Consider the following 13,135-nt stretch of genomic DNA (forward strand, 5'->3'; position numbering starts at 1 on the left):
GTTAATCCTGGCCTGGGGCGCAGAGGCTTTGCAGCTTGCAACTGTGGATGAAACGCTAAAAACGTTAATGACTACATTGTAGCACTAAGGGATAGGCAAGGGATAGGCGGTTAAAACCGCTCGTTCGTTTTTCCTCTGCGATCTAAAGATGCGCAGTTCCCAAACATCTCGGAGTTTTATATGGTGTCATTCCCCGATCGCCATGACGGAGAGTCTGAAGGCGCAAATCGATGCGATCGGACCCCTGCGTTATCTGATTTCTCCGAATAAAATTCATTATGCTCACATAGCAAGTTGGGCCAAACTCTATCCAGAAGCATCAGCCTGGGCTTCTGGAGGGGTGCGAGAGCGATCGGCACAGCAGCAAATACAAGTGAGCTTTGATGCGGATTTGAGCGATGAAGCACCCCCGGAGTGGAAGGATGACCTGGATCAGGTGATTTTTCGGGGGAGTCGCTTTTTGACACTCCCCGGTCTAAAGACACGGGGATTCTTAAGAGTCTTGACCCTATCGGATCTTAATTCGTAACGGCTGTGCCAAACAGCCTCTAAACTGTCCGAAAAACTCATCCAGCTTACTTGTATGTTTACGAAGGATATTCAGCGCCCCATTGCAATCAGCATTGACAATCCACCCATGTGCGGTACGGTAAAGTCCACGTTTGACGCGCTTGCCACTGAATTCGTATTTTTGGGGATTAAGCTGTCGTACATTTAGTTTGAATAAACCTGGTTACCTTTATTTTTGATTTTACGCCCCCAATTAATAATGAGTTCTCCTTCATTTAACAATCTATTTAAAATAGATTCTAGTTCTGCAATTGACTCAAACAGCTTATTAGCTATATATTCTTTTGCCGAATGCCAAACCAACTCAATTAAATTATAATCGGGACTATATTCCGGTAAATAGTCTAAAACTAGATTAGGCATTTCTACTGTGATAAGCTTAGCAATATCTTTTCTTTTGTGAAAACTTGCATTATCTAAAATGATAACTATTTTAGGCCCGTTTTCTGAAAAATCTTCTGGGGAATTACCTTGTTCTACCCATTCTTGTATGACCAAAGCGTAGAAAGACTTGAGACTTTCATAAAATGATTCGCCGCACCCTTTTTCCACAAAAAAATTGATTCTTTTTTTGTCAGTTGCCCTTAAGCAACCCATTACATTTATTCGGCCTTTTCTTCTATCTCCTCTCACGGTTTTACGTTTTCCTTTTTTAGTCCATTGTTTTCTTCTTACGATCCTTAAACTGAATCCTGTTTCATCCCAAAACCATACCTGTAAACGCTTTGGAGTTCTTCTGGCAACCTTCAAGTATTCTTTTAGTCTATTTTTAAACGCTTTTCGTTTAAGCCGATCTTGTCGGTCTTCAAGACTGTATTTTGCCCAAATAAAAACATACTTTTTTGATTTTAAGATTCTCCGCACTTGCGATTCACTCAGTTTAATTCCCGTCTCTTTTTCTAGATGTTTTGCCAATCTTGCTGATGTCCATCTCCCAAATTCATAACCGTATTTTGAGGGTTCATTATCAACAATAGTTAAAAGCATATCTACATATTCTTTTGTAGCTTTTTTGTGGTTTCCTTCGGCTCGTCCATCTTTAAAACTTTCTAATTTATCTGGATCGCCCTGTTTAGCCCAAGATGCTACTGTTGGGTAAGAGATTTGCAAAAACTTCGCCACTTCCTCATAGGTTTTACCATCGTTTATTAGGAGTAGTATTAAAATTCTATCTCGAATAAGGGGACTCTCGTTTTCTCGCAATTCGTTCAAAAGTCTCTCTCGTTGGGTTTCACTAAGATGGTTGGGTGCTGGCATTTTTATTGTTTTTATTTTTTGTTTTGTTATTATAGCATAAAATCTAAATGCACGACAGCTTATCGGCATTCCAAACAGGAAGGGTATCTCCATCCAGCGCACTCGCTTTACTGGTGTACGACTCTTCTTGTTCGACCACTTCAATTCCGTACCGTTCGCAGAGGCTTTGCAGCTTGCGCTTAAAGGTAAAAACGGGAATTTGAGTGAAGTTCTGATTGTTGCGTTTGCCCATGTTGACCGATTGTTTCAGGTCAGGGTTGTAGCCCACAACAATCTTGCTGATACTCCGCTTGATGCACCAATCAACTACCTGCCTTGCTGATTTGTTTAGGAAGTCTCGCACTTGATGATTACGCCGATTCAACAACGATGCCTGCCGATGCGTCAATCCTTGAATTTTTTGCAAATCCTTAATCGATTGCAGTCGAGCATTTTCCTTGTTGTACCACTGATTGATGGACTTAACCCTGCGCCCATCAATCAAAAAAGACTCTTTGGTTGTACTGACACAACTCGCAAAGTTGTTCAGTCCTAAGTCGATACCAAGCATTTCCTTGGACTGTTCAATTTGCTTTTCTTCCTGCCCATCATAGACATAAGCGACATCAAAGTAGCGTCCGTTAAACTTCGGCAGAATCCGAATTTCTTTGATATTCAAACCTCTCAGCCTTTCAGGGACTTGAAAGGAGAAGGTACCGTGTTCCCGTCGGAAATTACGGGATGTTGGTACGGTGAACACCCAGTCTTTACCGGGCATCTTCTCCAGGTCCCTAGGGCGAATCGGAATCACCAGCAAGAAGTAACCCTCTTTAGGTAAATAGGCGGGGATGTTCACCCTTGCACTCAATTCTCCACGCTGTTTCATTTGCAGCAATTTGAAGAACGAGTTAAAAGAGCGGTCAACTATCTTCAAGCTCTGTTGAGCAATGTCTGTCGCCAACAGTTCATAGTTCTCATTCGTTTTAGAATGATGATAGTTGCTCTCATAGCGAAGATGCTTACGTTCCTGAAAGAAATACTGACGGACGTTGTACAGGCCGACGTTAAACATATTCTTGCTCAATCGACAAAGCTGTTTAGCAACTTCCGACTCCCGCAGATTCAGTTTTAGCCGATTGGTTTGAGTGAGTAGCATCCTTGATTCCGCTGAACACACATCTATTATAGCGGGAATCTTCAAAAGTAGGCGGTTAAAACCGCTCGTTCGTTTTTCCTCTGCGTTCTAAAGAGCGCAGTTCCCAAACATCTCGGAGTTTTGTATGGATGAAGTAGTCTTTTTTCACCGCCAGAGTCGCACTTTAATTCTGACCGATTTAATTGAAAATTTTGAGTTGCACAAAGTACCTAATTCCTATAAGCTGTTGATCCAGTTGGCGGGAATTGCTGACCCCGATGGTAAAACACCCTTTGACTTGCGACTGACATTTTTGGGACGGAAAGATTTAGCGCGTCAGGGGTTTAAGCAGATGTTGGCCTGGGAACCGGATAAAATTATTCTAGCTCATGGTCGCTGGTATGACAGCAATGGTATGGCCCAATTGCGACGGGCATTTCGGTGGTTGGGGAGGGGAGACGACTGAAGTCGTTACTACGAACATCGGGAGGGGAGACGACTGAAGTCGTCACTACGAACAGGGGGAGATGGTTTATCTTAGTTTGTAGTAACGACTTCAGTCGTTATCTTCCGGTGTTCGTAGTAACGACTTCAGTCGTTATCTTCCGGTGTTCGTAGTAACGACTTCAGTCGTTATCTTCGTTCTTTTAGAGAACTCACCAAGATGGGGGGAGGGTTTTTCCCCAGAACCCACGATAAAATTGAGACAATTGAGCAAAACCTGTCGGAAACAACTATGCAAGAACCACAGATAGAAAATAATACGAACCCTACTGAGGTGCAACCGATTGAGCCCAATCTGTTCCAAAGACTGTTAGGGGATTGGCGGCTCAAATTTGGGCTGATTGGATCCGTGATCGGATTTGCGGTCCTGGGGTTGTTTTTACTCCTGTTCTTCTGGAATCATACGGTGGCGGGGATGGGGATGCGGTCCTGGGCCTCTAGTGCCAATGCCACGCCCATTGAATGCATGATTAAGGATACCAATAATGATGGATATGTCAGTTGCAGTGCCATGTTACAAGGGCAGGTGGTGCCGTTGGAATGCGGTTCCAGTTTGTTTAATATCGGGTGTCGGGTGAACTATGGGGCCGCAGCAGCGCCCCAGGTGCGATCGCAAAACAGATAAATCAGGCTGTTCAGGGTTTTAGACTGATCCGATGATGTAGAAACAGCCGAGTTCTGATTTTGACCGACAGCGGTTTACCTGGATCTAGGCGATCGCAAATCAAATCACCGAGACCCAAAACCGGGTTTCTGTAACGCATGGGTTGCCCAGTCAGCAACCCATTTATAAAGAAATCCGGTTTCTAACCGCTGTCCCAATCTTTAAGAAACAAGCGGGCTATAATTTGGGATTGAGTCAATTCCTATCCGATGGATCTACTTGTCGAGGATAACTGTGGTTCGCAAACACCCTGAAATCATGCTGCTGTCCTTACTCCTCAACGCCGGAGAAGGCGATCGCCTAATTGAACGTCCTGACTCCCAATTTTCCATCCCCGGCAAACCCTGGAAAAGGGGTCCGGGGTTTGCTATTTCTTTGCTTTGTGCTCTGGCCCTTTCTCTGATCGGGTCCGCAGGGGAGGCCAACACCCACACCCTCAAGGGTGGGGCTATACAGACAAAGCCTGCCTCCGCAGGCTACTCTATAAACATGGCTGTTCAGACCCCGATGGAGGAGGAACTAGACCCGGGGTTCTCTGTGGTGGCACAGGGCGATCGCAACCGCGTGATCCGCCAGGGGACGGAACTGAGTTGGAATGGACAGGGGCGATCGCTGGATTGGATTTCCTGGTCCCCGGATGGGAATCCGACCCAAATTCGCTACGGGTTTACGGAGACGGACCTGATGCAGCAGATGGGGGTGGAGTTTTTAAATACCGATGATGCCCGAATTCAGCCTGTGCGTTGGTTTTCGGACCCGGAATCGCAACCGTTGAATCTCCCGGTGGTTTGGCATCAAGGCAGACGATATCTGGATATTACACCCCTGGCAGAGCATCAGGGGTGGGAATTGCGAGAGTCCGGACAAATGTTGGAAGTGACCTCACCGGGGGCAACGGTGGCGGGAATTGAACAAGGAGAACAACCCGGAGGCGATCGCATCGTTTTGGACCTCAATGGTACTCCTTTATTTACCGTCTCTTCAACGCCGCTTGAACGGACTGAAGAAGAAGACCCAGATCCCGATGGCGTGCAAGACAGTCGCCCTCCTGCCTTGCCGCTACAAGAATTTGTGATTACTCTAGATGCTACTCTCACGCCAGAACTCCTCAATGCCAGGGCAGTCGCCAAGGAAAATCTCACTACCGCCACTGATTCCCCAGGGGAAAGAACCATTGCTTTAACCCTGGGACAGACTGGATTTGTCGGATTAATCGATACAAGCGGCGATCGCACCACCTTGCGATTGCAGATTCCCCAGATGTGGCGACCCCGAGTCTGGACCGATCGCAATCCCAACCGCCTGATCATCGACATTCAACCGGATGTTGTCACTGAGCGTAACATCCTCTGGGCATCCGGCGTCCGGTGGCGACAGCAACTCATCGAAGTCGCCGATAGTCGCTTTCCCGTCGTCTGGTTAGAACTCAACCATCGCAACGCCTCCAACACGGTACTCAAACCGATTACTGCTAATCCTGGTTTACCTGGAATTGCTGAACTCAGTCAAATTGCCAGTCGCCTCGGTGCCAATGCTGCCATTAACGCCGGATTTTTCAATCGCAACAATCAACTCCCCTTGGGTGCAATCCGCGAAAATGGACGCTGGTTATCCAGTCCCATCCTCAACCGAGGGGCGATCGCCTGGAATGATTCCGGAAGTGCGATCATCGGACGCCTCAGCTTAGAGGAAACTCTCACCACTGGCGCAGGAGAAACCTTACCTGTTTTATTTTTAAATAGTGGCTATGTCAAAGCGGGAATGTCTCGCTATACCCCAGACTGGGGAGAAAGCTATACTACCTTAATTGATAACGAAAACATCGTAGTCGTTGAGGGGGGAAGAATCACCCAACACCTCCAAGGGGAAAAAGCCGGAGAAAGCACCTTTGCCATCCCAGAAACCGGGTTTTTGCTCACCTTACGGTCCTTCGCCTCCGCCTTACCCAAACTCCCCATCGGCACCTCGGTCCTGATTAATCGGGTGACCGTCCCCTCCTATTTTGACATTTATCCTCACATTTTAGGGGCTGGCCCGGTGTTAGTCAATAATAATTGGATTGTGTTAGATCCGGAAGCGGAACAATTCAATCAAAACTTTATTGAAGGAAAAGCCTCGCGAAGTGCGATCGGTCAAACCGAGGATGGCCGATTAGTAATTGCGATCGTCCACCACCGCACCAACGGACCCGGACCCACCCTCACCGAAATGGCCCAAATCATGCAACAGTTAGGCTCTATCAACGCACTAAACCTAGACGGCGGAGGTTCCACCACCCTCTTTCTAGGCGGTCAACTCCTAGAACATCCCCCCCGCATCATCCCCCGCATCCACAACGGATTAGGCATCTTTTTACAGTCAGAATAGGATTCTGTTCAACGTCCCGACTTCAGTCGTTCTCTTTCTTAGTTCAACGTCACGACTTCAGTCGTTATTTTCTTAGTTCAACGTCACGACTTCAGTCGTTATTTTCTTAGTTCAACGTCACGACTTCAGTCGTTATTTTCAATAGTTCAACGTCCCGACTTCAGTCGTTTCTTTCTGAGGACATACGCCGATTTTGAGAATCTAACCTAAATGTAGAGGCGATTCGCGAATCGCCTCTACATTTAGGGCTTAATATTAGACCTATTGCAAAATCCCGCATTGATCCCCCCAACCCCCCTTAAGAAGGGGGGCTTTTTAGAATTGCACAAAAGGTCTATTAAAGATTGCGTAAGTCCTGTTTCTTTCTTAGTTCAACATCCCGACTTGCTGTCGTTTCCGGATTGTTCAACGTCCCGACTTCAGTCGTTATCCCACCCTAGCCCATAATCAAGAACAGGATATTGAACCCAAGAATCCCGCAACCATTGCCGTCCACAAGTCTCTAAATACCATCCCACACTGCTTTCAGTCCAATCATAAGGAGACCGAACATAACCATGTTTAACGGGATTGTAATGAATGTAATTTAAAGTGGTATAATAATGGCGATCGCAGCGAATAGCCCGGTCCGAAAATTTATACCAAATTTTGCGTTTTGCAACTTTATCTTCTAAGTTCCACTGTCTGGATGTTATCCCATGAATGGACTTGAATAACTGCCCGAGGGTCTTGAATTGGTGAACATAGACTAATAGATGATAGTGGTTGGGGAGAATCACCCACCCTCTAATTTCAAATCCGTGGGTGATAAAATACTCGAAGATTAAATCGAGTAATTGTTGCCGACGAGAGGATGTGGTTAGGTAGGGGTGATGGTGGTAGCAGGCGGCGGTGAGGAGATAAAAGGTTTGGAGGTCAATCGGATGAGGGGGTGCGTGTGGGGGGAATCCTTTCGCGACCCGTTCTTGGACTAATTGTTTTCGTTGGGTGGGGGTGAGTTTTTGATACTCGTACATGGGTTGGGATGGATAACGATGGAAGTTATTACTACGAACTTAAGAAAGAAACGACTGAAGTCGTTACTACGAACTTACGAAAGAAACGACTGAAGTCGTTACTACGAACTTAAGAAAGAAACGACTGAAGTCGTTACTACGAACTTACGAAAGAAACGACTGAAGTCGTTACTACGAACTTAAGAAAGAAACGACTGAAGTCGTTACTACGAACTAAGAAAAGAAACGACTGAAGTCGTTACTACGAACTTGGGAGTTATTGCGGGGGTTTGCAGAGGTTTTTTAGGATGGTTTCGTGGTCTTGGCCTTCTAGGATCCAGGGTTCGGCGGGTTTGATGCGATCGCTCAAACCGAGGATGAAGCGGTTGCTGTCGGACCCTAATGATTCACAGGTGGTTTGGAGGCAGAGGAGGTCTCGTCCTGTTAATTGGCTGAAAAAGGCGCTTAAGATTCCTGCTTCTAAAAAACAGACGGGGCGATTCCACTTGGGCGCTTGGTCTGCGTAGGGGGAATTTTTGGCGATGATGATTAGGAATCCATCTTGATAATGGTCTTGATTTAATTCAACGCTACCCCAACCCATTGTTTTCCAAAATTGCTGAAAGCATTGGATGAATTGGACCATTTCCATTTGAGAGATGGGTTTTCCATAGTAATCGGAGATTTCTTCACAAAATCTCACATAAAAGTTTTTGCCCCACCATTTCCCGCAGTTGAAGAGGACGAGGCGGGCGGCAGATCCGGTTTCATGTTCGAGGCCGCTATAGATGGCGGAAATTAGGGTTTCGGGGATGGCGAGGAGGCGATCGCCTCGACGGTTTTCCAGGAGTCCGAGTTCTAAGTCGCCTTTCACATAAACGTCATAAGCAAAATAATTGCCGGGGAGTTGTTGTTCTTTCAGCAGGTTGGAAATAGAAATCATAGTGTTATGCTTAGGAATTCTTGGGTGGGGATATTTTTGGAGGGTTTGGAGGATGGACTACTGAGGTTGAGTTTCCTCCAATAACAGAGATTTGGCTTTCTCAAATAAGGGTTGAATCAGGGGAAAATGTTTGTCGGAGAGTTCGGCTTTGACCCCTTGAAGTAATAACTCGTAAAGTTTGCGTTCGATGGTTTGGGTTTGGTGGGTTTGGACTAACCCAGTCATCCAATCGTTCAGGCGTAAGGCGAGAAAGTCGGGGTCACTTAAGAGCATGGCGGTCCCACAGTAGCGACTAATCAGCAGCCAATGTTTTAGCGATCGCTCTAGGAGTTCCTGGCGTTCATCGGGAAAGGCGGCGACGAGGCGATCGGCTACGGGTTGAAAAATCTGTTCTTCTTTGTCTCGCAGGATTTCATAAGTCTCCATGCGTCTAGCTAAGGAGACCGCATAGCGTCGAAAGAGTTCGAGTTCATTCGTCTGTAAATAACGCTGTTCAGCTTGCTCTAGCAGTCGCGCAATCTCGGGGTGCATGGTTGTCTTTTGACCTAGATTTGAGGATGGGATAGTTGGAAGAAAAACAGTCGCGGGTGGGCCGATCTGCCGCTTCTTTCTGTTTTAGCCCGCGCAGGCGGGCTATAGCCCAAGGGGCATGGCTTCGCTAACGTCTGTATAGCCCCACCCTTGAGGGTGCGGGTTTTTTCTGAATCGCGACTGAAGTCGCTGTTTGCCGTCGCAACTTCAGTCCCGGTGGCAAGTCCTAAAAGGCTTCGAGTAAATCAATCAGGGTCACTTCCTCTTCTGATGAGGAGGCAGTCCCGGCAGAGGATGAGGGTTTGGGAAAGGAACCGACTTCTGGAGTCCCTTCCCAAGGCAGCAGGCGGAAATAATCCCCAACGACCAAGGTCCACCGGGAGGCGGGGTCCGTCGGCTGTCCGTTAGAACCTTGGGTTAGGGGTTGTCCTTGCCAGTTACATTGACTAAAATATTCTTGGACGGACAGTTGTAATAACGATTTGCCGTTAGTCATCGCAAGCGTTCTCCGGCTTCTAACCGTTGTTGGATATCCCGAGCAGTGGCCCCTTCATTTTGCCAGAAGGCAGCGGCATCGATGCGGTCCTGACTGCCGAGTAAAAATTTACAGTAGGTTTCACCCATTGAGTAGCATTGGAGTTCGATGCAGCTTAACTGTTTGTTGACTAAGCAGGTGAAGAATCCGGCAAATAGACCGGCATAGATGTAGCAGACGGGTTTGCCGACATCGCCGAGGGTGCGGGCGACGGCAGAATCAAAGAGGTTGATAAACATAAAGCCATGCTTGCGATCGCTTAGATCGACTTCCCAGCGTCCCCATCCTTGGGCGGTAAAGGGCCACCACCAGGTTTCGAGGAGGAACATCAGGTTCGCTTGGCGGATATCCCGTTGATATTCTTTCTCAAACCATTTTTTGAAAAATTCGGCATCTTTGGTTCCCCATTCGCAGCCAATGGTGTACATGATCACCGAGGCGGCACTGCCGACTTCTTCTTCTAACCCTTCGACTAAGCCAATAATAAAGTCTTCGCTGGTAAAGGTATTTCGTCCCTCATTCCAGTCGGTGACAATCCCGGTGTCGGGGTGAAATGAAAAGAAATCCTGAAAGCCATAGTGGTTGTGCTTTTTGGCCTGCTTTGGCTGACGATTCGGTTCTAAGTTGGCAGCCGGTTTTTTGTTGGTAGATACTACCATCAGACAATACTCCTTGTGATGGGATGGGGTCTTTGGTTTGCTGTCCCGGTCAGTTCCGTTAAGTGGCTTCCTGTCAGGGGGTGGGTGGTGGCAGTCCTCTCTATGGACGATGCCCGGTTCACCCGCGCCGGTCTATTTCTAATTTTAGGCAACTGAGCGGATATTTGGAACGATGAATTTTGCCGATCGCACTAAAACCCTAGAAAATTGAGCCCAAAAATTCTAACATCAAGAATCATGTAGTTTTATTGAGCAATTGTTACCGATTAATTTTCATGATAAATTTGCCAAGCTAGGTAAAAATCCGCGAGGATGCGATTGACATTTAACCGCCTTTGTGTATATAAAATAAAGTCAAGACTAAAGCGCTGGCTTTAGGCGGCAGGGGTTTTCCCGGCCACTCAATCCAGGCTCCTAGGGCAGATCGGATCTGACCTGTTAGATTATGCGGCTTGAGATGTCATCTGAACCGGCTGGATGGGAATTTCAATTCGGAACTCAGTGCCTTGTCCCGGTTGGGAAAAGCAGGTCAAAGAACCCCCATGTTTTTCCACCACGATTTGGTAGCTAATGGATAAGCCTAAGCCGGTCCCAGAACCAATGGGTTTGGTGGTAAAAAACGGGTCGAAAATTCGCGATCGCACTTCATCGGGAATTCCCGGACCGTTATCGCAAATCCGAATCACCACCCCGCTTCTCTTCGCCAAGTCCAGGTTTTCCGGACTTTCGCCTGGACTGGTGCTAGAGTCCTCCTTCTCCACCCATTCACTGCTGATTTTAATCCAACTGGGATTGGCGCGAATCTGTTCCGGAGTCCGATGGCGATCGCGCATTTCCAAGGCATCGATCGCGTTGCTCAAAATATTCATAAAAACCTGATTCATTTGCGCCGCATAACAATCTACCAACGGCAACTCAGCATACGCTTTAATCAAATGAATAGACGCCCGGTCCCCTTTCGACTTGAGGCGATGTTGCAAAATTAATAAGGTACTATCAATCCCTTCATGAATATTCACCCGCTTTTTCTCCGATTGATCCAGGCGGGAGAAGTTTCGCAAGGATAAAACAATCCCCCGAATCCGTTCTACTCCCACTTTCATCGAAGATAAAATCTTCGGCAAATCTTCCTTCAAAAACTCCGCTTCAATTTCCTCACTAAATTCTTGAATCGCCTCATGGGGATTCGGATAGTATTCCTCATACTGTTCGACTAATTCCAGTAAATCTCGGGCATAATCCGTAATGTGAGTGAGATTTCCATAAATAAAATTCACCGGATTATTAATCTCATGGGCCACTCCTGCCACCAACTGGCCGAGACTGGCCATTTTTTCACTCTGGACCAGTTGACTTTGAGCTTGTTGCAAGTTCTGTAACGTGAGAGAGAGTTCTTCCTTTTGATGTTTCAATTGCTCAAAGAGTTCAGCTTGATGCACGGCGACCCCAAACTGAGCGCCGATTTGAGTGAGTAACTCCACCTCATACTCATACCAATGACGAGGGCCGGAATTTTGATAGGCTGCCAGCAATCCCCATAAGGTTTCTCCGGCGAGGATGGGAACAATGATATAGGCTTTGGCTTGAAACGTTTCTAACAGTTCAATGTGGCACTGAGCATGACCCACATTGTAGATATCATGAACGGCGAGGGCTTGATTCTCGCGGTAGCGTCCGCCTTGGGTTTCCTGGAGGTGTGTATCAGCGATATCCGGCAGGTTACCCATGAGGGGATTCCAGCCGGGGGAAACGGATTCCGCGACGAAGTTGCCACTCCAATCGGGTTTGAAGCGATAGACCCCGACGCGATCGCACTCTAGGAGTTGCCGAACTTCTTGGGTGGTGGTTTGGAAGAGGGTATGGATATCCAGCGATCGCCGGATTTTCTGGATAGTCGTAGATAAAGCTCGTTCTCGTCGGGCTGCCATCCCTAATTGTGAGGTTTGGGCTTGGAATTTTCCCTGTTCTTCCGAGCGTTCCAGGGCTAGACATAAGTGAGAAGCCATGAGGCGAAGAAACTCGATTTCCCTCGGTTCCCACGAACACGACCCTCGACATTGCTGCACCCAGAGGAGTCCCCAGAGCGTATCTTGTTGGTGAAGGGGGATACACAAGTGAGATTTAACCTGTAATCGCCTTAAAAAATCGTGATAGCGCGGGGGAAGAGGGGACTGGGAAATATCCGGGATGACATGAAGTCCCCCAAGCTGATAGTAGGTATTACATTCGTCGGCAAAGCTGCGATCGCCTAATTCTGTCCCCAATGCCGCTAGGGCTGGCGATCGCACATCTTCGGCAATAATTTGTCCCCAACTGCCCCGATCTTCGGGCCATAGGCGAAATACGGCAACGCGATCCACATCTAATAACTGGCGCAGATCCGTCACGGTGCCTTGAAACAGACGTTCTAAATCCAGGGATTCTCGAATCCGGGCGATCGTCCGAGACAAGGTGTTGTACAGTTCCGTTGTCCCCTGCACGAGCGCCCCTCGATGTTCTGACTTCATCAAAAAACCTCCCCGCTTCGAGATGTCCGTTTCTATCTCTGTAACGCTCAGTAAACTTTCCATTCCTAATGCTCCATCCTCTATTCTACCTTTCCCCCTACTGAAATGAGTAGATGCGCGAACTAATTTCTGAAGCCAATTGATATGCCGAACCTTGCCTTATTCCTTCTTATTATAAGATTTATAATTTTTTTGGTCTGTGGAGGTCAGCTCATGTTTCCGGGTTAATCGGTACAGGGAGTGGTTCTCAATTCCTTCCATCAATTCATCTGATTGTTCAGATAAAAAATTTTGATGCCCTAAGAACTCAGACTGCAACCCTGAACATAGAGGGAGAGGGAAAGGTCAATTAAGGGGATTCCAACAAATAAATCATCCTTGCTTTGATGCGATCGCACCTAACAAGGCTCTTTTAGCCCGCGCAGGCACCGCTTTGTCCGTGTAGCCCCAGGCTTGAGCCTGCGGGTTTTTTGAAGGTTTTATTTTTTG

At 47.2% G+C, this 13,135-nt stretch carries 12 protein-coding genes; 4 read left to right on the forward strand and 8 right to left on the reverse strand.

What is annotated here, in order from left to right:
- The first annotated feature begins 148 nt into the window (after positions 1-148).
- A complete protein-coding gene (locus NG833_RS13375; protein ID WP_254565782.1) occupies positions 149-529 on the forward strand; it encodes a hypothetical protein in 381 nt (126 codons plus the stop codon).
- Between the two features lie 185 nt (positions 530-714).
- On the opposite strand, the gene NG833_RS13385 is transcribed toward NG833_RS13375, so the two are convergent.
- Together NG833_RS13385 and NG833_RS13390 are read right to left on the reverse strand one after the other, a co-directional pair.
- Positions 715-1,827, reverse strand: coding sequence for an IS630 family transposase (locus NG833_RS13385; RefSeq protein ID WP_254565783.1), 1,113 nt, complete (start codon positions 1,825-1,827; stop codon positions 715-717).
- A 43-nt stretch (positions 1,828-1,870) separates the two neighbouring features.
- Positions 1,871-2,962: a transposase gene (locus NG833_RS13390; RefSeq protein WP_254565784.1), complete on the reverse strand. Its 1,092-nt coding sequence runs from the start codon at positions 2,960-2,962 to the stop codon at positions 1,871-1,873.
- A 124-nt stretch (positions 2,963-3,086) separates the two neighbouring features.
- Here NG833_RS13390 and NG833_RS13395 point away from each other — a divergent pair, with 124 nt between their 5' ends.
- From NG833_RS13395 to NG833_RS30840, 3 genes are all read left to right on the forward strand, one after another.
- Positions 3,087-3,407, forward strand: coding sequence for a DUF4336 domain-containing protein (locus tag NG833_RS13395; RefSeq protein ID WP_254565785.1), 321 nt, complete (start codon positions 3,087-3,089; stop codon positions 3,405-3,407).
- Between the two features lie 270 nt (positions 3,408-3,677).
- Positions 3,678-4,070 (forward strand): hypothetical protein, encoded by a 393-nt coding sequence (locus tag NG833_RS13400; protein WP_254565786.1) that lies wholly within the window; start codon positions 3,678-3,680, stop codon positions 4,068-4,070.
- 273 nt (positions 4,071-4,343) lie between these two features.
- Entirely contained in the window at positions 4,344-6,476 is a 2,133-nt protein-coding gene (locus NG833_RS30840; RefSeq protein ID WP_254565787.1) for a phosphodiester glycosidase family protein, read from the forward strand.
- 419 nt (positions 6,477-6,895) lie between these two features.
- Here NG833_RS30840 and NG833_RS13410 read toward each other — a convergent pair whose 3' ends face one another.
- The 6 genes from NG833_RS13410 to NG833_RS13435 all read right to left on the reverse strand — a co-directional run bounded on the left by NG833_RS13410 (position 6,896) and on the right by NG833_RS13435 (position 12,709).
- The gene (locus tag NG833_RS13410; RefSeq protein WP_254565788.1) at positions 6,896-7,492 is read right to left on the reverse strand and encodes a transposase; all 597 of its coding nucleotides are present in this window, start codon (positions 7,490-7,492) and stop codon (positions 6,896-6,898) included.
- A gap of 256 nt (positions 7,493-7,748) precedes the next feature.
- The gene (locus tag NG833_RS13415; RefSeq protein ID WP_254565789.1) at positions 7,749-8,414 is read right to left on the reverse strand and encodes a V4R domain-containing protein; all 666 of its coding nucleotides are present in this window, start codon (positions 8,412-8,414) and stop codon (positions 7,749-7,751) included.
- Positions 8,415-8,471: 57 nt separating this feature from the next.
- Entirely contained in the window at positions 8,472-8,945 is a 474-nt protein-coding gene (locus NG833_RS13420; protein ID WP_254565790.1) for a phycobilisome protein, read from the reverse strand.
- A 226-nt stretch (positions 8,946-9,171) separates the two neighbouring features.
- Positions 9,172-9,441, reverse strand: a complete 270-nt coding sequence (locus NG833_RS13425; RefSeq protein ID WP_254565791.1) for a hypothetical protein — start codon at positions 9,439-9,441, stop codon at positions 9,172-9,174.
- On the reverse strand, positions 9,438-10,139 hold the full coding sequence (locus NG833_RS13430; protein WP_254565792.1) for a V4R domain-containing protein: 702 nt from the start codon (positions 10,137-10,139) through the stop codon (positions 9,438-9,440). Before NG833_RS13430 ends, NG833_RS13425 begins: the two co-directional genes overlap by 4 nt.
- A 443-nt stretch (positions 10,140-10,582) precedes the next feature.
- Complete coding sequence (locus tag NG833_RS13435; protein WP_254565793.1) at positions 10,583-12,709, reverse strand: GAF domain-containing protein; 2,127 nt, start codon at positions 12,707-12,709, stop codon at positions 10,583-10,585.
- Between the last annotated feature and the right edge of the window lie 426 nt (positions 12,710-13,135).

Origin of the sequence: Oscillatoria sp. HE19RPO (genome assembly GCF_024220515.1) — a bacterium.
Classification (GTDB): domain Bacteria; phylum Cyanobacteriota; class Cyanobacteriia; order Cyanobacteriales; family Laspinemataceae; genus Laspinema.